Annotated in this window: 17 protein-coding genes, 1 tRNA gene and 2 pseudogenes; 12 read left to right on the forward strand and 8 right to left on the reverse strand. The window is 62.1% G+C overall.

The genetic code is table 11. The annotated features are described in order from the left end of the window. Together K0M74_RS05775 and paoC are read left to right on the forward strand one after the other, a co-directional pair. A pseudogene (locus K0M74_RS05775) lies at positions 1-207 on the forward strand (xanthine dehydrogenase family protein subunit M); the annotation flags it as partial. Positions 208-210: 3 nt separating this feature from the next. Further along, positions 211-2418 carry an aldehyde oxidoreductase molybdenum-binding subunit PaoC gene (gene paoC, locus K0M74_RS05780; protein WP_293969042.1) on the forward strand — a complete coding sequence of 736 codons (2208 nt, stop codon included), beginning with the start codon at positions 211-213 and terminating at the stop codon, positions 2416-2418. Between the two features lie 13 nt (positions 2419-2431). Here paoC and K0M74_RS05785 read toward each other — a convergent pair whose 3' ends face one another. Next, on the reverse strand, positions 2432-2998 hold the full coding sequence (locus K0M74_RS05785) for a nucleotidyltransferase family protein (RefSeq protein WP_293969045.1): 567 nt from the start codon (positions 2996-2998) through the stop codon (positions 2432-2434). Between the two features lie 54 nt (positions 2999-3052). Here K0M74_RS05785 and K0M74_RS19815 point away from each other — a divergent pair. The 3 genes and pseudogenes from K0M74_RS19815 to K0M74_RS05795 all read left to right on the forward strand — a co-directional run. Then, positions 3053-3295 (forward strand): annotated as a pseudogene (locus tag K0M74_RS19815) (XdhC family protein); the annotation flags it as partial. After that, positions 3296-4042 (forward strand): XdhC family protein, encoded by a 747-nt coding sequence (locus tag K0M74_RS05790; protein ID WP_293969048.1) that lies wholly within the window; start codon positions 3296-3298, stop codon positions 4040-4042. It begins immediately after the preceding pseudogene. 146 nt (positions 4043-4188) lie between these two features. Further along, the gene (locus K0M74_RS05795; protein WP_293969051.1) at positions 4189-6855 is read left to right on the forward strand and encodes a response regulator; all 2667 of its coding nucleotides are present in this window, start codon (positions 4189-4191) and stop codon (positions 6853-6855) included. A 29-nt stretch (positions 6856-6884) separates the two neighbouring features. Here the strand turns inward: K0M74_RS05795 and K0M74_RS05800 are convergent, their stop codons facing one another. Together K0M74_RS05800 and K0M74_RS05805 are read right to left on the reverse strand one after the other, a co-directional pair. Beyond that, complete coding sequence (locus tag K0M74_RS05800; protein ID WP_293969053.1) at positions 6885-7673, reverse strand: hypothetical protein; 789 nt, start codon at positions 7671-7673, stop codon at positions 6885-6887. Positions 7674-8026: 353 nt separating this feature from the next. After that, positions 8027-8431: a PilZ domain-containing protein gene (locus K0M74_RS05805; RefSeq protein ID WP_293969056.1), complete on the reverse strand. Its 405-nt coding sequence runs from the start codon at positions 8429-8431 to the stop codon at positions 8027-8029. A gap of 274 nt (positions 8432-8705) precedes the next feature. On the opposite strand from K0M74_RS05805, the gene K0M74_RS05810 reads away from it, so the two are divergent. Together K0M74_RS05810 and K0M74_RS05815 are read left to right on the forward strand one after the other, a co-directional pair. Continuing rightward, positions 8706-10466, forward strand: coding sequence for a diguanylate cyclase (locus tag K0M74_RS05810; protein WP_293969059.1), 1761 nt, complete (start codon positions 8706-8708; stop codon positions 10464-10466). Between the two features lie 431 nt (positions 10467-10897). Then, positions 10898-12295, forward strand: coding sequence for an aldehyde dehydrogenase (locus K0M74_RS05815; protein WP_293969062.1), 1398 nt, complete (start codon positions 10898-10900; stop codon positions 12293-12295). Positions 12296-12462: 167 nt separating this feature from the next. Here the strand turns inward: K0M74_RS05815 and K0M74_RS05820 are convergent, their stop codons facing one another. Then, positions 12463-13089, reverse strand: a complete 627-nt coding sequence (locus K0M74_RS05820; RefSeq protein WP_293969065.1) for a ceramidase domain-containing protein — start codon at positions 13087-13089, stop codon at positions 12463-12465. Positions 13090-13901: 812 nt separating this feature from the next. Further along, a complete protein-coding gene (locus K0M74_RS05825; RefSeq protein WP_293969068.1) occupies positions 13902-14423 on the reverse strand; it encodes an SOS response-associated peptidase family protein in 522 nt (173 codons plus the stop codon). Between the two features lie 84 nt (positions 14424-14507). On the opposite strand from K0M74_RS05825, the gene K0M74_RS05830 reads away from it, so the two are divergent. Then, positions 14508-14777, forward strand: coding sequence for a hypothetical protein (locus K0M74_RS05830; protein ID WP_293969072.1), 270 nt, complete (start codon positions 14508-14510; stop codon positions 14775-14777). Positions 14778-14781: 4 nt separating this feature from the next. On the opposite strand, the gene K0M74_RS05835 is transcribed toward K0M74_RS05830, so the two are convergent. Further along, positions 14782-15093, reverse strand: a complete 312-nt coding sequence (locus K0M74_RS05835) for a hypothetical protein (protein ID WP_293969075.1) — start codon at positions 15091-15093, stop codon at positions 14782-14784. Between the two features lie 64 nt (positions 15094-15157). On the opposite strand from K0M74_RS05835, the gene K0M74_RS05840 reads away from it, so the two are divergent. Genes K0M74_RS05840 through K0M74_RS05850 form a run of 3 tightly spaced genes read left to right on the forward strand, consistent with a single transcriptional unit; the run spans position 15158 to position 16003 of the window. Further along, on the forward strand, positions 15158-15532 hold the full coding sequence (locus K0M74_RS05840) for a hypothetical protein (RefSeq protein ID WP_293969078.1): 375 nt from the start codon (positions 15158-15160) through the stop codon (positions 15530-15532). Beyond that, a complete protein-coding gene (locus K0M74_RS05845) occupies positions 15529-15705 on the forward strand; it encodes a hypothetical protein (protein ID WP_293969081.1) in 177 nt (58 codons plus the stop codon). The genes K0M74_RS05840 and K0M74_RS05845 overlap by 4 nt, the downstream gene beginning before the upstream one ends. A gap of 1 nt (position 15706) precedes the next feature. Next, positions 15707-16003, forward strand: coding sequence for a hypothetical protein (locus tag K0M74_RS05850; RefSeq protein ID WP_293969084.1), 297 nt, complete (start codon positions 15707-15709; stop codon positions 16001-16003). Positions 16004-16260: 257 nt separating this feature from the next. Here the strand turns inward: K0M74_RS05850 and K0M74_RS05855 are convergent, their stop codons facing one another. After that, on the reverse strand, positions 16261-17184 hold the full coding sequence (locus tag K0M74_RS05855; protein ID WP_293969087.1) for a hypothetical protein: 924 nt from the start codon (positions 17182-17184) through the stop codon (positions 16261-16263). Between the two features lie 315 nt (positions 17185-17499). After that, positions 17500-17575: transfer RNA gene (locus K0M74_RS05860), tRNA-Ala, on the reverse strand. Positions 17576-17671: 96 nt separating this feature from the next. On the opposite strand from K0M74_RS05860, the gene K0M74_RS05865 reads away from it, so the two are divergent. Beyond that, entirely contained in the window at positions 17672-18688 is a 1017-nt protein-coding gene (locus tag K0M74_RS05865; RefSeq protein WP_293969090.1) for an NADP-dependent oxidoreductase, read from the forward strand. Positions 18689-18846: the final 158 nt, after the last annotated feature.

The raw sequence follows: 18846 nt of genomic DNA on the forward strand, positions 1-18846 counted from the left end.
CAGCGCGACGGCAGCGGCCGGGTCGCGCTGGGCGGGGTAGGATACAAGCCGTGGCGGGCAAGGACGGCCGATGCCGAGCTGCCGCGCGGGGCCAAGGCCGCGACAGCGGCGCTGCTCGCGGGCGCGAAGACGACCCATGAAAATGCCTATAAGCTTCCTCTGGTCGAGCGCACGCTCGCCAGTGTGCTGGCACAAGCGAAGGGTTGAGCCATGAAGTTCGACACGCCCGCGACCGACAACCCGATCGACCAGCTGAAAATCATCGGCAAACCCACCGATCGAATAGATGGACCGCTGAAGACCAGTGGCACAGCGCCCTATGCCTACGAACGGCACGATGTCGTCCCGAACCAGGCCTATGGCTATGTCGTCGGTTCGGCGATCGCCAAAGGACAGATCGCATCGATCGACTTAAATGAGGCAGAGGCGGCGCCTGGCGTTCTCGCCGTCGTAACCGCCGCCAGCGCAGGAATGCTCGGCAAGGGTGATTTCAATACCGCAAAGCTGCTGGGCGGGCCCGAGATTCAGCATTATCATCAAGCGGTCGCGCTGGTCGTCGCCGAAAGCTTCGAACAGGCTCGTGCGGCCGCTGCGCTCGTCCGCGTCCAATATACGCGCAGCAAGGGCAATTTCGATCTCGCCCGGTCGCTCGATAGCGCGATCAAACCCCCTGCTTCCTTTGGCACCGAAGCCGACAGCCGGTTCGGCGATTTCGATGCGGCTTTCGCCAACGCGCCGGTCAAGCTCGATGCCCGTTACACCACCCCCGATCACAGCCATGCGATGATGGAACCGCATGCTTCGATCGCGAGCTGGGACGGCGACAAGCTGACGCTTTGGACATCCAACCAAATGATCGCCTGGTCGGTCGGCGACGTCGCAAAGACGCTGGGAATCCCCAAGGAAAAGGTCCGGCTCGTATCACCTTATATCGGGGGCGGTTTCGGCGGAAAATTGTTTGTCCGTGCGGAGGCGATCCTCGCAGCGCTCGGCGCGAAGGCAGCGGGGCGACCGGTCAAGGTCGCGTTGCAACGGCCGCTGATTATCAACAATACTACGCACCGCCCCGCGACAATCCAGCGCATCCGGCTCGGCGCCACCACCGACGGCAAGCTCACAGCGATCGGCCATGAGAGCTGGTCGGGCGATCTCAAGGGAGGCGGTCCCGAAACCGCGGTCGGACAGACGCGACTTCTCTATGCCGCACCACACCGCATGACCGCGATGCGGCTTGCTGTCCTAGACCTGCCTGAAGGCAACGCGATGCGCGCTCCCGGCGAGGCGCCGGGCTTGATGGCCTTGGAAGTCGCGATCGACGAGATGGCCGAAAAGCTTGGCATCGATCCGGTCGCTTTCCGCATCCTCAACGACACACAAGTCGACCCTGAAAAGCCCGAGCGGCCCTTTTCGCAGCGGCGCTTGAACGAATGCCTGACTATGGGCGCCGAAAAGTTCGGCTGGAAAGACCGCAATCCCAAACCGGGCCTGACGCGCGACGGCCGCTGGCTTGTCGGCACAGGCGTCGCCGCCGCGTTTCGGAACAACATCAACGAGAAATCGGCCGCGCGCGTGCGCCTCGACCGCAATGGCATGGTCATCGTCGAAACCGACATGACAGACATCGGCACCGGCAGCTACACGATCATCGCACAGACCGCCGCCGAGATGCTCGGCGTGCCGATGACGCAGGTCGAGGTTCGTCTCGGGGACTCGCTCTTCCCGGTTTCGGCAGGCTCAGGCGGCCAATGGGGCGCGAACAGCTCGACCGCGGGCGTTTATGCCGCATGTACGAAGCTGCGCAACGCGATAATCGAAAGGCTAAGGTTCGACCCCGCCGATGCGGTGTTCGATAAGGGCAAAGTCCGCTCGGGCGGTAAAAGCGTCCCGCTAGCAAAGGCGGCTACAAGCGGTGAGATCGTGGCCGAGGATCTGATGGAATATGGCGATCTCGGCGAGAAATTCCAGCAATCGACCTTCGGCGCGCATTTCGTCGAAACCGCGGTCGATGCGGCGACCGGCGAAATCCGGATCCGGCGCATGCTTGCAGTCTGCGCAGCGGGTCGCATCCTCAATCCCAAAGCTGCCAGAAGCCAGGTCATCGGCGCAATGACGATGGGGGCCGGCGCTGCGCTGATGGAAGAGCTGGCGGTCGACAAGAGGTTCGGCTTTTTCGTCAACCACGACCTTGCCAGCTACGAAGTGCCCGTCCACGCCGACATTCCGTCGCAAGAGGTCATCTTCCTCGACGAGGTCGATCCGACCACGTCGCCGATGAAAGCAAAAGGCGTTGGCGAGCTTGGGATTTGCGGCGTCGCAGCCGCGGTCGCGAACGCGGTCTATCATGCGACCGGGATTCGCGTGCGCAACTATCCCGTCACGCTCGATAAGCTGATCGACAAGCTACCGGACATCGCGTGACGATCGGCCGATCCTATCGGATATCGTCGGGCCGATCGATGTCGGCGAGCTCGTTCGGGTCGGCTGCGACGAGTGCAGCCCTACGGATCAGGGCTCGCGCGCCTTCGTCGCCCTCGCCCTTGCGCAAATCTGCGAAAACAGTCTTGTCGAACAGGGCGGGCGGCATGGCCACGCCTGCCCTGTCCGATGCAACGATCGGCGCAGTGACTGGATCAAAAGCTGCGACCAGCGCGGCAAAATGGGCTGGGCTGACGAACGGCATATCGCCCAACGCAACAAGCACGGCCCTCGCACCGACCGTGTCTGCTCGTTCGATGCCCAACGCCAGCGACGAAGACAACCCGCGAGAGGGTTCAGGATTGACGACGATGTCAAAACCGAGCGCTCCCAAATCCCGGTTAAGCGGGCTCGCCTCGCGGCAGACGGCGATCTTCCATCCTGTCCCAAGTTCGGCCAACCGTCTCGCAGCGTGGAGCGCCACCGGCGCACCGCCCAGAGGCGCAAGCAACTTGTCACTGCCGAAGCGTCCAGACTGCCCTGCTGCGAGCAAGAGCACGGCAACTTCGGCACGATCGGTCATTGAATCGACTCCGGCGGCCGCCCCATTGGCGCCCGGACACGATGGTTGTCGAAAATGACGGGCCTCGCAAGCTCGCCGGAGGATATCCTCAGATATCTGAGTGCCTGTTCGCACGACGGCCACGGAAGTGTCCTAGTTACGCTCGTTGGCATTTCCGGTGCATCGCCTCGCGCGCTTGGCGCCCAGATGGCGGTCGCGGCGGACGGAGATTATATCGGATCGCTGTCGGGCGGATGCATCGAAGCCGCTGTTGCGGAGGAGGCTCTGGCCGCGCTTGCCAGCAGAAGTCCTCGGCAGGTGCGCTTCGGCGCAGGGTCTCCCTATTTCGATATTCGTTTGCCGTGCGGCGGCGGCATCGACCTGCTCTTCACACCAAATCCAAATTCGGCAGCCATCGCGGAGGCCATTTCACGTCTCAACCGCCGCGAACCGGTATCGCTCGAAATCGCCGCGGATGGCGTCCGCGTCGGCGAGGCAAGCCGCCCGACAGGCTGGCGCGGCGACACGTTCGTGATGACCTATACCCCGCGGCTGCGGCTCGTCCTGTTTGGCCAAGGCGAGGAACTCACCGCCACGGCGCAACTTGCTCACGCCTTCGGCGCTCAAACCGAGGCTTATTCGCCATCAGCGCGGGATATTCGCACCCTGCGCGCCAAATCAATCGAGGCGACTCTTCTCGAATTTCGCGCGGCCCAGCCCCGGCTTGCTACCGACCCTTGGTCCGCGATTATATTTGTCTTTCACGATAGGGACTGGGAAGAGGCCCTGATCCCATGGGCTCTTGCTCTACCCAAATTCTATCTCGGGGCGCTCGGCAGTCGGTTTTCGCACAAAAAGCGCTGCGAGATGCTCGTCGCATCGGGTGTTCCGGACGTCGCAATCCAGGCGATACGCTCACCAATCGGGCTCGTGCCTTCGACGAGAGACCCCTCTACGCTAGCGGCCTCAATCCTCGCCGATATCGTTCAGGCATTCACGATCGATGCAGCGCTGCCTCTTGTCCGTTTCGAAGAAGGACCAGACCAGTTGTTAGGCCGCTTCTGACGACAGCTGGCTGGCAACTGCCCGACCGCTTTTGGACGCCGATATCAGTTAGCCGCCGTTCACAACTCAGGCTGATGTATATGGACAGCGTACCGGCTTCAATCCTTAGCAATTGACAATTCGCGGCGATCCGCTGAGGCACGCTCATGGCCAATCCTCCCATCCCGCAGCCCAACTTCCTAGCCGAATGGGACAGCCTCGCAGCCGAATGTCTCGCTAACGGACACCTTGGCGAGAGCGAGCTTCTCGAAGCGGCCCGGCGCCTGCTCCTTCCGGCTTTGCGCCGCGGCGACTGGCCTGTCGCCGGCGGTGCGTGCGGCGCGATCATCCGGACGCGCGACTGGAGCGGCTCGCCGCTTGGCCCTGTCGACCTTTGGTCGCTGGAGCTGCGCGCAACCGTCGCCAACATCGTCAATTCTCCCGTCGCCAAGGTCCTGATGTGGGGACCGGATCACGTCATGATCTATAATGACGCTTACATTGCCATCGCAGGCGACAAGCATCCCGCTGCGCTTGGCGGCACCGTTCCTGATATATGGCCAGAGATTTGGGACTGGAACCGCGAGATATTGGCAGCGGGGTTTCGGGGTGAACAGCTTGCCTATCGGGATCAACCGCTGGTCCTCGATCGCGGCGTGGGACTCGAGACGGTCACCTTCGATCTGTTCTATACCCCGGTTTATGAGGCTGACGGTGCGGTCGCCGGCGTCATGTGCACCTGTATGGACAACAGCAACCGCGTTGCGCTGGAACGCAGCCTCGCCGCCAGCAATTTTCGTTTTTGCACCGCCATGGAAGCCGTGCACGGCGTCTTGTGGACCAACAGCGCGGACGGGCGCATGCTTGGTGAGCAGCCAAGCTGGGCGGCACTCACAGGGCAAAGCTTCGCGGCGTATCAGGAGTTCGGCTGGGCGAACGCGGTTCATGACGATGACCGCCAGGCGTCGATTGACAGCTGGAACGCTGCGGTCGCCCGCAAATCCATGTATGTTCACGAACATCGGGTACGCCGTCACTGCGGGACCTGGCGCAACTTTGCGATCCGCGCGCTTCCCATCGTCGGCGACGACGGTGAAATTCGCGAATGGGTCGGTGTGCACACCGACATCACGCACCAGCGCGCGGCCGAAGCGGCACTGCGCGAACTGAACGCCAACCTCGAAACCCGCGTCATCGCTGAGATCGACGAGCGCCGTCAGGCCGAAGCCAAGCTCGCACGGGCGCAAAAAATGGAGTCGCTCGGCAAGCTCACCGGCGGTGTGGCGCACGACTTCAACAATCTGCTTCAGGTCATATCCGGCAACCTTCAGCTGCTCGCGCGCGATGTGGCCGGGAACGAGAAAGCCGAAGCGCGGCTGGCGAATGCCGAAGCGGGCGTCGCCCGCGGCGCCAAGCTCGCAAGCCAGTTGCTCGCCTTCGGCCGCCGACAGACACTCGAGCCCAAGGTGGTCAATGTTAGCCGCTTCGTGCGCGGCATGGACGACATGCTGCGGCATGCACTCGGCGAAGGCGTCGTAATCGAGACGATCGTCGGCGGCGGCCTCTGGAATACCTTCGTCGACCCGGCCCAGGTCGAAAACGCGCTGCTCAATCTTGCGATCAATGCGCGCGATGCGATGGACGGCCACGGGCAATTGACCGTCGAAGTGGGGAATGCCTTCCTCGACGCTGATTATGCCGTCGTGCATGATGAAGTCGAGGCGGGGCAATATGTCATGCTTGCGGTGTCGGACACTGGCTGCGGCATGACCCCGGAGATCGTAGAAAAAGTGTTCGAGCCCTTCTTCTCGACCAAGGTCGAGGGCAAGGGATCGGGCCTTGGCCTGTCCATGGTCTATGGGTTCGTCAAGCAATCGGGCGGCCACGTCAAAATCTATTCCGAGCCCGGCGAAGGCACGACGGTGCGGATCTATCTGCCGCGCTCGCTCGCGAGTGAGGATGCCGAGGTCCAAATTGCAGCCGGCCCGGTGGTCGGCGGCAGCGAGACGGTGCTCGTCGTCGAGGATGACGAGGATGTACGCGCCACTGTCGTCGAAATGTTATCCGATCTCGGCTACAAGGTGGTCAAGGCGCCCGACGCCGACGCCGCGCTCATCATCCTCGAGAGCGGGATGCCGATCGATATCCTGTTCACCGATGTCGTGATGCCGGGAACGCTAAAAAGTCCCGAGCTTGCGCGCAGGGCGCGCGAACGGCTGCCATATATCGCCGTTCTGTTCACCTCGGGCTATACCGAGAACAGCATCGTACATGGCGGGAAGCTCGACGTAGGCGTCGAGCTTCTGTCGAAGCCATACACCCGCGAGGCGCTCGCGCGCCGCTTGCGCCATGTCGTCGCCAACCGCCAGCAGGCTGGCGAAGCGCGCGCGACTGCCACGGGGCAGCGGGACGAAGCGCCGGCTAGCAGGGCGCTTCCCGCTGCGCTGACACGCGGCACAATATTGCTCGTCGAGGACGACAGTCTCATCCTGATGAACACCGCCGAAATGCTGAAACAGTCGGGCTTGCTCGTGATCGAGGCCGGAAGCGCCGAAGAGGCGATGATCGCCTTGCAGACGTCGCATATCGATGTCCTCGTCACCGACATCAACCTCCCCGGCTCGTCGGGGGTCACGCTCGCATCCGAAGCGCGCGCGCTGCATCCCGCAATCGGGCTGGTCTTCGCGACGGGGGATTCCGCAATGGCTCCGGCGCTTGCGGATGCGCGTCTGCTAGCGAAGCCTTATGGAATGAAGCTGCTACTCGACGCGGTGAGCGAAGCGGGCGCAAGAATCTCGTCAGCAGGAGAGAATAGCGCCGTTATGAAGGCGTGACGGCGCAACCGCCAGCGCGCCGTTTCAGACTATCGGATCCAATGACCGTGACTGCGACGCAGGCCATAGGCCGTGCTGGCGATCACGATCAACGCAGCGAACCCGGACGCGACGGCCACAGTCGGCGCGCCCTGCCCGCCTTCGGCGAATATCGCGGCGAGCGCCCAGAGAAAGACGAGCGCGTAAGGCGGGCAGCCCTTCGACTTGGCAAGCGCGGCTCCGGCGATCAGGCCGCCAATGGTCAGTACGGCTCCTGCAACGATCGGCGCCAGTGCCGCTTCCGCATCGACACCATGAAAGCGAAGGCTGGAGGATATATTGGCGATCGCCGCGGCGGTGAGCCAGGCAGCGAGTGAGGTCAGCGGCACTGCCGCACACCAGAACTGCCCTTTTGAGAGCTGGTGGGGCCAGCTCGAGAGGCGTCGCAGCGCCAGCAAGGCACCGGCAAGCCCGGTCAAGACTATGATGACCGACAGAAATGTGACATCGACCAGCTGGACATAGGTCGCCCAGCTCGCGTTGGCGAGAAAGGCAACAGCGGCCGGACGGCGGATCTGCGCAATGAGCGCGTCGTTCCGCTGCGCTGACAGCGCCTGATAGGCGGCAAAGATCAAAGCTCCGAGATAGAGCGCTCCCCATATCGAGAAGGCCCAGCCAGCCGGCGTCACCAACGTAGAGACGCGGTCTGAATTTTCACCGATCGGAGTGCCGATGCCGAGGCTCGACAGAAAGGAGACGGCGATCTGAAGGATCGCCGCAAATATCACGAGCGCGACATCAAATGAGGAACCGGCCGATTGTGAGGAGGCGTTCTGCATGCGGTAGCGAACTCGCCAAGCCTCATTGCGTTCCCGGCGACCGGGAAGTCCAATCCGCGTCGGGCGAAGGCCTACAAAAACGAGCGACAGGCCTATTTAGAGAGCAAACCGCCATCGGACCCGCCGCGTCGAGTTAGGCCGGACCGCGCAACAGCGCGGCCCGGTGGAAAGCATTCAATCCATGCTGTTTTGAAGCTCGGCGACGATACGCCGCGAGCCGGGTCTAGGTTCCCGGAGCCAGCTTCAAGCGTTGAGTTCTTCGCAGAACAAGATTGCCGAACGAGCCTGCGCAGGCAATGTGCCCCTCCCAAAGTGACAGGATGACGGCGCAAAGATCATTGCGCCGCATCTGCCTAAATAGCCCGATGGACCGCCACGATCGCGTCGAACACCGCCGGATAGAATGGACGATCGAAGGCAATTCCGGCTTCCTGGCCGACACACCATTTCACCGTGCCGGGCCAATGCTCCACGCCCTCGATCTTGATCGTTACGAGATCACCTGCGTTGAACATGCCGGCTTTCAGGACGAGCCCGCAGCCTCCTGCTGACAGATTGAAGATCCGGGCATCAATGGCACCCTGCGCGGCCCCGCGAAGCCGGACAGCGGCCTCGACTTCCACGCGTGGACTACCGCGCCGCGATGGTCCGTTGCGCTCGCTTGCCCGCCGGTCCGATGCTAGGTCGAGAACCGACAGCCCCCATCCCTGCGTCCAGCCGTGCGCCGATATCGGCGCGCCTATTTCATCTTGTTTCAAGGTTGGTCCCCACCTGCTCGATGGGAGGCCAATGACAGCATATTATTGAAAAGCCGTTATCCAGCATTTTCCAGTCGCATGCGCGGGCTCGCGCGCGCCGCCTGCCGTTATCCCGGCGATGGAATGTACGATCAATCAACCCTTACAAAACGCTGCTCCGCGTTCATCTTCGAGTTGCCTAAAGCAAAGGCCTCACGGGCCGTAAAGGAGGCCTTGCTATCTTGCTGGTTGGGTTTGCTGTATGGCCCCGAGCCTTCCAACGAACTGGGTTGCGATGCCGTCTGACAAAGCCACTTTGGTCGCACCTCCCGAACGGCTGACGATCGCGCCCGCCCTCGCAGGCGCTTTTCTGTATTTCGCGTTCGCGACCATCACGATCCTGCTTACCAGTGATGGTCGAAGCCATGCGACAGTCTGGCTTGCCGATGCCGCAGTACTGGCCGTGCTGCTCAGCAGACCCAAGTCGGAATGGCCACTGTCCCTCCTATTCGGATGGGCGGCCAATCTTGCGGCGAACGCGCTCACCCGCGACTGGGCTCCGGGCATTCTCCTCTACGGCGGCATCAATATGGGGCAGGTTCTGCTGGCGGGCTGGATAATGCGCCGGAGATCCGAGAATATCGATATTCTTGCCGACACGCCGACCGCCTTGAGCTTTCTATATTGGGCCGGCATCATTGCCCCTGCGGCGGGTGCAATCATCGGCTCCGCAGTCTCGGTCGTGAACTATGGCGAGAGCTTTCTCCCCTCGTTTGCGCGCTGGTATGCTGGCAATGCTCTGGGCTTCGTTATCTTGACGCCATTTCTTAAGTCATGGTTCGACGGGAGCTACGTCAAAGCGATCAAAGCCCGGCTGCCTCGGCAGCGACTGGAAGACGGCGCGCTCCTTCTCTTCCACGGCGCAGTGAGCGCCGTGACATTCAGCCAGAGCGGCCTGCCGCTCCTGTTCGCTCCGCTTTGCAGTCTTCTTATCCTTGCCATCAGGTCCGGACGTCTTGCGACCCAGGCCGGCGTCGTATTGGTGGGGATATTTGGCGCGCTTTCCGCCGTCTATCATGTTGGGCCCATTGCGCTTATTCACCGTGAGCCGGTTTTCGAGGCGATCTTCTTTCAATCCTATCTCGCCGCGATGCTCGCGACGGCTCTGCCCGTGGCGGCCCTCGTCGCTTCGCGCTCGGAAGCTTTGGCGGATGCCGCACGCCGCGAAGAATTGCTTGCGATGATCTTGGAAAATTCCCCCGACGCAATCCTGAGCTTCGACGCACGTGGTCGCTGTCAATGGGTGGATGGCGCGACCGATAGCCTGTTCGGACTGAGCACAGATATGTGCCGCGACGCACCGATCGACGAACTATCGGTGCTGGTGAGCCCCATGCTTGCCAATCTTTCGGATGCGGCGCTCGCAACACCATCGGCAGCCCATCTGGCAGATTTTCATCCCGCCCGTTTGCCGACACGCACGCTGGAAGCGGCCGTTAAGGCCGTACTTTCCAATGACCAGGTCGTAGGAACGGTTGCGATGATCAGGGATGTCACCCGCCAGCGAGCCCGCGAGGGGGAAATTGCGCGCCTCGCTGTGACCGATCCCCTGACAAGGGTTGCCAATCGAGCAGGATTTGATGAGGCGCTCGCGAGGCGCCGGATGACAGGCGCACCCGCCTGCATTGCGATAATCGACGTCGATGATTTTAAATCCATCAATGATCGTTGGGGCCATCAGGTCGGTGACCGCGTACTTAAAGACGTCGCCGCGGTAGCCCTCTGCGTTGCCGGAGACGGCCATTTCATTGCGCGTTTGGGTGGGGACGAATTCGTGCTTCTTCTGGAATGCGACATTGCTGCCGGATGGCAAATCATTGAATGTGTCCGCGAGGAGGTGTCCACCTTATCGGCGGTTCCGGGAGCGAAAGTGACGATCAGTGGCGGCGTCGCGGAATTGGGCGACGATCCTGTCGCCGCCGTGGGGGTGGCGGATAGTCGCCTCTATCTGGCGAAAAAGACGGGTCGCAATCGAACCGTGGCGAAGGCGCATTAATGGCCGATAGTTGACTGCCAGGTTTCAGAGATCGAAAGGGGGACCTACCGTTCCGCACCATTAAGGTGAGCCGACCGTTCCAACCCAGAGTCGGTCGTTCAAGTTCGCCATATTGAACGTCTGGCTTCGCCCGAAGCCGACATGCTGCTATCGGGGCTGCTTTCGGGATCGCGTATCAATCGTCCTCATGACCGGTGATGGGTGGGAGGCTGCCACTTTTGCGGTGCATTCCATTTCAAAGGTCGGGGCGAAATCCTTCGGCGAAAACGGTCCCACCACCTGTGCGAATTGCCAAGATCCTCGGAGCCTGAGCTACATTCGCCCAGAAAAGACGATTGGTTGGCGTCCACGGTGCCAGCTTTGCACCAATCATTTGCCAACACGCCAAGTAGGTCTCACATGAGCGGTGAGGGGAATTGGGGGGTATTTGAATGCTGTTTAAAAGAATGAATCCTGTGACCGGCGAGGTTGCATCCTCTGCGCCGGCTATGACGGCGGCAGATATGCCCGCCATCGCGGCGCGCGCTGCCGCTGCATTTCCGGCTTGGGCCGCGACCGGGCCGGGCACCCGCCGAGCGTTGCTGATGAAGGCAGCAGGCGCATTGGAGGCGCGTGCACAAGCTTTTGCGGAAGCGATGATCGCTGAGAACGGCGCGACCTTTGGCTGGGCGATGTTCAATGTCGAACTCGCCGCTGGCGTCGTGCGCGAGGCGGCGGCGATCACCACCCAGATCACCGGGGAGGTCATCCCGTCCGACAAGCCCGGCTGCATCGCCATGGCGTTGAAGGAACCGGTCGGCGTAATCCTTGGGATCGCGCCTTGGAACGGACCGATCGTGCTGGGGGTGCGCGCCATCGCAGTCCCGCTCGCCTGCGGCAACACCGTGATTCTCAAGGCGAGTGAAACCTGCCCACGCACCCACGAACTGATTTATGAGGCATTCCTTGAGGCGGGATTCCCCGAGGGTGTCGTCAACCTCGTCACCAACGCCCCAGCCGATGCGGGCGAGGTGGTCGGCGCGCTGATCGACGCGCCGCAAGTCAAGCGCATCAACTTCACCGGCAGCACCGAAAAGGGCCGGATCGTCGCCCGCCGTGCCGCAGAACATCTGAAGCCGGTAGTGCTCGAATTGGGCGGCAAGGCCCCGCTGATCGTGCTGGAAGATGCTGATCTCGACGAAGCAGTCGCAGCGGCGGCTTTCGGTGCCTTCATGAACCAGGGGCAAATCTGCATGTCGACCGAGCGGATCATCGTCGTCGACGCCATCGCCGATGCCTTTGTCGCCAAGTTCGCAGCCAAGGCCATGAGCATTGCCGCAGGCGACCCGCGCGAGGGCGCAGCCCCGCTCGGCGCGGTGGTGGCAGAACGCACAGTCCACGCGGTCAACGACCTGATCGATGATGCCACGACCAAGGGCGCAAAGATCATCGCCGGGGGTAAGGCCAATAGCGTGATCATGCCCGCGACCGTTGTCGACGGTGTGACTGCCGAGATGGGACTCTACACCGATGAAAGCTTCGGGCCGGTGGTGGCGATCATCCGCGCGCGCGATGCCGATCATGCGGTGGATCTCGCCAACGACAGCCAGTATGGCCTCGCCTCCTCAGTCTTCACCAGCGACATCGTCAAAGGCCTAGGCGTGGCGCGGCGGATCAATTCGGGGATCTGCCATATCAACGGCCCGACTGTGCATGATGAGCCGCAGATGCCGTTCGGCGGTGTAGGCGCGTCCGGACATGGTAGGTTCGGCGGGAAGCAAGGCATAGACAGCTTCACAGAAACGCGCTGGATCACCATCGAAACCCAACCCGGTCGGTTCCCGATCTGAAGCACGGCCACTGTTGCGAACCAACCAGCCGCGATCGCTGCTACGGGGTCTTTTGCTGAATTTCCGCTTTCGGCAAAAATCTCGCTGAAGCTGTCTGTCCGTTATAGGGTGCACGCCATGAAGCCGCGGACGACTGGAAGTGGGTGGGAAGCTGCCAAATCCTCAGTTTAAAGGGCCGCGTGCCGACGCTCGCTGCGGTAATAGTTGAAGGAAAGCCAAAGCGAAGCCGCACCGAGCAGGTGCCACACGGCGTGGCCCTGGAGGAGACTGTGAGGCGCGCAAACCACACCATCCTGATCCAGGACCCAGATGCCGAACGCAGTGGCTGTCGCAGCTAGACCCCAGAGATAGAATGCAATCTTTGCGCCTGGTCGCCACCTGCGCGCAAAGACCAGTTCCATGACGATCGCCAGGATCAGCAGAATGGCAAACAGCCATCTGCGAACTTCAGGGGCAACGATGAGGATGGCGATAAGCGACAAGCAAAGCAAAGCATAAATTACGACTGCCGCGCTATCGGGGATCCGGCGCCACCGCGCTATCGCCGAGACCAGGAGAAACGAACCCACAAGATACATGCCCAGCACATCGAAGAACTGGCCCCACAAGGTCAGGGTGGCGTGCAGCAAGCCAGATCCCACGCCGACCACGATCGCAGTACCGCCCAGTGCGCGCCCAGAAATCCCGGACAACGCCGAATCCGGATCGCGATCATAGGGCAGTGCAAGCATCAGGCTGCCAATCAGGACGTAGCCGAAAGATGACCAAGTGTTCGCCGGCTGCAGCAGCAGCATGCCGGTTCGCGGCGCCTCGCAAAAACAGCGAGTGGCAGTGCAGCTTGCCGGGACATATGCAGCCCAGTCAGGGCCGAGAGCAGCGAGCAAAGCCAGAAACCCAAGAACAAACAGTCCAGTCAGCATCAGCGCGACGAATACCGAGCGTCGTGTTATAGTCTGCAACATACGTTCCCCCTGCTGTATAGGCTAGCAGGGTCGCGACCTCCGACCAAGAGTTGCGATGGGACAAGCACGAGTAGTCGCGCATCACGAGGATTGTCTGTAACTTTACACGGTCTGTCTGCTCAAATCGGACTGACCGCTAATGGCCCGGTTGCTGTGGCTTTGCCGAGCTGGTGAGATGAACGCTGGTTGTCCGCTCTTGGCGAAACCTGCCGCAAGACACATCGCAGGGGAATGACCGCAAAGTCCCAATATCGGCCGTCAGGCCATCGCTGGGACCGGCTGAATGAACGGCAGTTTTCGGGATTGCGCCGAGCCCCGCCCAACGGCTGAGATCGGGCGAGTTGCTGCCATTTCATCCTGCTCGAGTTTCCCTTAGCGACGAGACAGCCCACTAGCTGGGAATGCGGGTGTAGATACTCGCGGTCGCAATTACCGCCAGCGAAACCAGGATCGACCCAAGCCACGTGGGACTTTCGGAATCGCTTGCGCTCGGGTTCGGCCATAGGCGGGGCATCAGATCAGCGTTGCGCCGTCTGCCGGTTTCGCCTTCCGCGCGAACCAAGGTTCGTCTTGCGCTCGACGACCAATTTGTCGGCAGGATATTGGGTCACCAGCTTCATCGCTTCTTCGGCGTCGGCGCGTAGCTAGGCGTCATGTGCGTCTGGGGCCAGGATGACCGGCATCCGGTCGTGGATATCCCAAAGCTCCGTGGTCGCATCGACCATGACGCCGGCATAGGCGTCGCCCCATTCGTCGGTCGGGCGCCACAGGCCCGCCCAGGCCGCAAGCGGCTGGTCGGCGACGCGGATCCAGGTGCGGGTCATCTTGCCGGGCTCGCCCTCGGCCTCGGCGAATGACGTGAACGGGATCAGGCAGCGCTGGGCGGGGTCGGTGAACCACTGGCGCCAGATCGTCCACAACTTGTCGTCGCGGGCATTGTTGGTTGCGGTTGGCTTGTTAGGTTTGCCGGTGCGCTTGTTGGTCGCGTGACGGGGGAAGCCCCAGGTCATCTGCTGGAGGATACGTTGGCCCTGATCTTCGCGCACGACGATGCCGGGATATTGTGGATAGACGTCGGCGGGCGCGTTGAAGCCATAGGTCGCCGGCTTCCCGAACAGGTTCGCCATCTCCTGGACCGTGCTCTTGTTGGTGTAGAGATTGCACACGCCGCGATCATGCCCTGCCCGCGCGGCCTGTCAATCGGCAACCGGTCAGGCGGGCGCGCGTTCGCGATGCGAAGGAGACACGACATGACTGCCGAATATGATGCTGCCAAGACAGCGCCCGTTGAGCGGGTTGCCCGCGTGCTCGCCGGGCATGCGCTGAGCCGCAACGCCGAAGGCGACATGGGGTCGGCGGGAACTGCAGTCGACGACCTGTGGCCCGACTATGCTCCGGCGGCGCTTGCCGTGCTGCGCACCCTGCGCGAACCGAGCGGCCGCATGCTTGCGGTGGGCGACGCCGACACCTGGGACCGGATGATTACCGCGGCGATCGAGGACGAAAGCCTCTCGGACTGAGTGTTTAACGCCGCCGCCGGAGCTGGCGCTTCCATTCGATGATATCGGGCATCGGCAGCTGGCGGGTGTGATCGATGGTCACCAGCTCCAGCGTCGCAAGCGTCAGCTGCCGTTTGGCATAATAGCATTGCAGGCAGCGCATGCGTTTGCGCACTGCGGGCAAGCGGTCATTCCAGCCTTTGCGCTCGAACAGATACCACAGCGCATGCGGATCGAAGATGCCGACGTTCCCGCACGTACACGACACCTTCACCGTGTGATGCCGGCATGCGACATCGAACAGGCTGCTGATGGGGTTAACGAGGGTCCGACTCATGACTCGACAGATGAGAACGAAAGCGGAACAATGGGCAAGAGGGATTCGAGTCGGAGTTTGAAAGATGGAAACGATCGACCGCAGATATCGCGGGCTTGAGATATGGGACGTCGATGACGTTGCGCCCGCGATCAGGGACGAAGCGACCGCTGCCGCGTTGGCCATGCTCGATCTGGAAGGCGTGTCCCCCCTGGAAGCCCGCGTTGCGCAGTTCACGCTGGAAGGCATGGATGACAAGGGCGTGCTCGACAGTGCCGACCCCTCTGACTTTGGCCTCAACATGGCGCATTTAAATGCCTGCCGCGAAGCAGAAGCCGCCGCCCGCCGCGTGATCGAACGGCTCGCCCCCAACCGCGCTGAACCCTATCTCATGCTCGGCGTGGTGGAATGGGCGCTGGACGAATGGCAGGTCCATGACAAGGATCCGACCAAGATATGACACCGGGACATAACGGCAAGCCGGTGACCGACCGCATCGCCGACTATATCGAACATCGGGCCGAACAATTTACCGATCGCGCTGCAGCGACGGGCAATGCCGAACTGCTGACCCGTGCCACGACGCTCAATGTCGTCGCGTCGGACATTCGCGCCCGTCTTTTCGACGACTGACATGGTTTATCGAAAAGGGGAGCGCGCCGTCGCGAAAGAGATCCGAGCCTACACGCCAGATCACCCGGTTGCGAAATGGATTGCCGATGGCGACCACTGGCTGACGGCCTGGGTCGGGCAGATGTGTACGCCGTGGCAGACAATTACGAAAAGGACGGGAATATCGCGCAAGCGGATCAACGAGCTGAACGATGACGCTGAGCCAACCCCGGATGAGTTGGAATTGCTCGCGGAACTGTGGTGGGTCACGCCCGAAGGGCTGCGGCGATCGATCGAAGAGGCTAAAGCCAACCCATGATGTTCTCCCTCTTGCTCGCCGCCGTTCCTGCCGGACAATCGTTCAACTGCACCCCAACCGCGGTGTGGGACGGCGACGGGCCGATCTGGTGCGCCGAGAGGCCGCATGTCCGGGTGTCTAGCATCGCGGTGCGCGACAAGGACGGGATGAGCAGTCCGGGGCATCCTTGCACTGCGGCTGACCCGATCGCCGCGCGCGCCAATGGGGCAGCATTGCTTGAGGGCGTGGTCGAGCGGGGAAGTTTTGTTGTCATGGCATCAGCCTACATCGACATCCCCATGCCGCGCGAGAGGCCGAGATGGCGCTGGAGATCGTGAGACAACGATCCTGTCCCAGAAGATTTCAGGCCCAGCTCGGCGCGGCGCCCCCGGAGCAGCGACTCGAGCTGCGGGTCGCGGTGCAGGCTCTTCGCCATGTCGTTGAGGTTGGCGCGCGCCTCGTCCCGCGCCGCATAGGTCGGTGCCTTGCGCGCGCCGCGCGGTCCGCGCTCGCTCGGCGGCGCGCGCGGCTTTCGCGGTGCCAACCTGCCGGTCCATCGCCGTGATCGCCCCCGCCGTCCGTCCTGCGGCGGCCTCGCTGGTCAGCTTGTAGCTTTTACCGAACGCCTCGCGCAGATCGTTCGCACCGCCGGGACGCACGGCATCGAGCTCCTGCCGGGCTTTGCGGTAGGTGTCGAGCTCGTGCGGCAGTTCCTTGCCGCCGACGCGGCGCACATCGACGACCTCTTTCGTCACGCGCGCAAAGCGCTCGATCGCAGTGTCGAGCGGCGAACGCGAAGCCGCGGGATCGAGCGAACGGGCGCCGACGCGCACCTCGGGAAGTTTGACTGGGCGGGGCTTCGCAGGCGCATCTTCGCCGAGCTCCTTGTTGCGCGAGACGGTGAGCTTCAGATCGTCGAACATGCCGCGCTTCGGTTTAGCCGCGGCTTCTTTGGGTCGATAATCGCTCGCCATATCCTTGCCGCGCTCACGCGAGGCGACGCGGACGAGTTTCGACTGGTTAGCAAAATCGTCTCGGCCACAATAGAGATCAACCGTCTCGCGATGCCTGGACAGCGCGACGTAGGTCGAATGGCTGTCTACCCCCGGCGTCGCGAGGACCTGGGAGGAGCGTGTGGCACACGCGCGGGGAAATAATTGCGCCGCCGCACTTTCGCGGGGCGCCGCGCCGGTCCAGGTCAAGTCGCCCGTCGCCGGGGTGGTTCTGCCGCCCGGGTGGAGCGATCACATAACCATCGAACTGAGCGATCGACCGTCGAATATTGATTGGACAGAGTTTTTCGCTTCGACCTTCGACGGCGCCTGTTATCGCACGTCTGCCCTTTCTTGAGTCCGCGCTCTATTTCGAAAGGATTGCTGAGCAGTTGCACTTATGACGGAGGATCTGGCCTACTTTCCCGAGCGATCAATGCAGCGAGTTTGAGCAAACGGCTTGCACCCGTTTTTCATATTTGTTCCATACGGAAATAAAACTTTGTCGCTAGGTCATTCAAATAATGGTGGAGCCGAGGGGAATCGAACCCCTGACCTCTGCAGTGCGATTGCAGCGCTCTCCCATCTGAGCTACGGCCCCGCGACCGCCGCGTAATAAACGCACCGCATTGCAGTGGCAACGGCTTTTCTGACCACCGCCGTCACCGCCATGCAAAATCAGGGAATGGGGGTTCCGATGAGCAAAGCCTGGCATTTAATCAGCCGCCCGCAAGGGCTTCCGGCGATGCACAATTTCGCGCTGCGCGAGCTGCCGGACGCGCCGCTCGAACCAGACCAGCTTCGCGTCCGGAACCGCTGGCTGTCGGTCGATCCCTATATGCGCGGGCGGATGAACGATGCTAAAAGCTATGCCGCAAGTTTTCAGATCGACCAGCCGATGACCGGCGGCGCGATCGGCGAAGTGGTGGAAAGTCGGATGGAGGGATTCTCGCCCGGCGACATGATCCTGCATATGGGCGGCTGGCGCGATGGCGGCGTCGTCGGCCTTGACATGATGCCGAACAAGCTGCCCGCCGATGCGCTGGCGGCGGGGCTGACCCCGCAGACCTTCCTGCACAATATGGGGCTGACCGGCGGCACCGCCTGGATCGGCCTGCTCCGCGTCGCTGCAGCGAAGCCTGGCGACACAATTTTTGTCTCGGCGGCGGCGGGCGCGGTCGGATCGGCGGTGGTGCAGATCGCGAAGGCGCGCGAGATGACCGTCATCGGATCGGCAGGCGGCGCCGAAAAATGCGCGTGGGTCAAGGATCTGGGCGCCGATGCAGTCGTCGATTACAAGGCGGCGCCAGTGCTGACGGGATTGAACCAAGCGCTCGCCGACCTCGGCAAACCCGGCATTGACGTTTATTTCGACAACGTCGGCGGCGAACATCTCGACGCCGCCTTTGCGACCGCCAATGATTTCGCGCGCTTTGCGATCTGCGGGATGATCGACGTCTATAATGACGGCAAGGCACAGGAGATGAAATATATCATCCGCACGATCCCGGCGCGGATCCGCATGGAAGGTTTTATCTACACCGACCAGTTCTTCGACTGCATGGAAGAATTTTATGCCGACATGGGCGGGCTGATCGCCAGCGGCGCGGTGACGATGCGCGAAACCGTGCACGACGGGATAGAATCAGTGCCTGATGCTTTTTTGGGGCTGTTCACAGGCGCCAATATGGGGAAAATGCTCGTTCGGCTGTAGGCTTGTGGCCGCTAACGACCAAAACCAGTCGTGGGGGGGGGGCGCGCGGGGGGGGCGGTTTTGTTTTTACTGTGTGCGGGGGGTTTTGGCGGTTTGCGGGCGCCGCCTGGGGGGGGGCGAAGGTAAGGCGAACGGCACCTTACCACCCCAAAGCACGT

The sequence above is a fragment of the Sphingopyxis sp. genome (assembly GCF_019459305.1).
GTDB lineage: Bacteria > Pseudomonadota > Alphaproteobacteria > Sphingomonadales > Sphingomonadaceae > Sphingopyxis.

Excerpts from the sequence above, each read along its gene's own strand:
- K0M74_RS05865 (WP_293969090.1), top strand. The coding sequence starts at position 17,672 with ATGAGCAAAGCCTGGCATTTAATCAGCCGCCCGCAAGGGCTTCCGGCG.
- K0M74_RS05815 (WP_293969062.1), top strand. The coding sequence starts at position 10,898 with ATGCTGTTTAAAAGAATGAATCCTGTGACCGGCGAGGTTGCATCCTCT.
- K0M74_RS05800 (WP_293969053.1), bottom strand. The coding sequence starts at position 7,673 with ATGCAGAACGCCTCCTCACAATCGGCCGGTTCCTCATTTGATGTCGCG.
- K0M74_RS05830 (WP_293969072.1), top strand. The coding sequence starts at position 14,508 with ATGACTGCCGAATATGATGCTGCCAAGACAGCGCCCGTTGAGCGGGTT.
- K0M74_RS05845 (WP_293969081.1), top strand. The coding sequence starts at position 15,529 with ATGACACCGGGACATAACGGCAAGCCGGTGACCGACCGCATCGCCGAC.
- K0M74_RS05850 (WP_293969084.1), top strand. The coding sequence starts at position 15,707 with ATGGTTTATCGAAAAGGGGAGCGCGCCGTCGCGAAAGAGATCCGAGCC.
- paoC (WP_293969042.1), top strand. The coding sequence starts at position 211 with ATGAAGTTCGACACGCCCGCGACCGACAACCCGATCGACCAGCTGAAA.
- K0M74_RS05810 (WP_293969059.1), top strand. The coding sequence starts at position 8,706 with ATGCCGTCTGACAAAGCCACTTTGGTCGCACCTCCCGAACGGCTGACG.
- K0M74_RS05840 (WP_293969078.1), top strand. The coding sequence starts at position 15,158 with ATGGAAACGATCGACCGCAGATATCGCGGGCTTGAGATATGGGACGTC.
- K0M74_RS05785 (WP_293969045.1), bottom strand. The coding sequence starts at position 2,998 with ATGACCGATCGTGCCGAAGTTGCCGTGCTCTTGCTCGCAGCAGGGCAG.
- K0M74_RS05795 (WP_293969051.1), top strand. The coding sequence starts at position 4,189 with ATGGCCAATCCTCCCATCCCGCAGCCCAACTTCCTAGCCGAATGGGAC.
- K0M74_RS05820 (WP_293969065.1), bottom strand. The coding sequence starts at position 13,089 with ATGCTGCTGCTGCAGCCGGCGAACACTTGGTCATCTTTCGGCTACGTC.
- K0M74_RS05835 (WP_293969075.1), bottom strand. The coding sequence starts at position 15,093 with ATGAGTCGGACCCTCGTTAACCCCATCAGCAGCCTGTTCGATGTCGCA.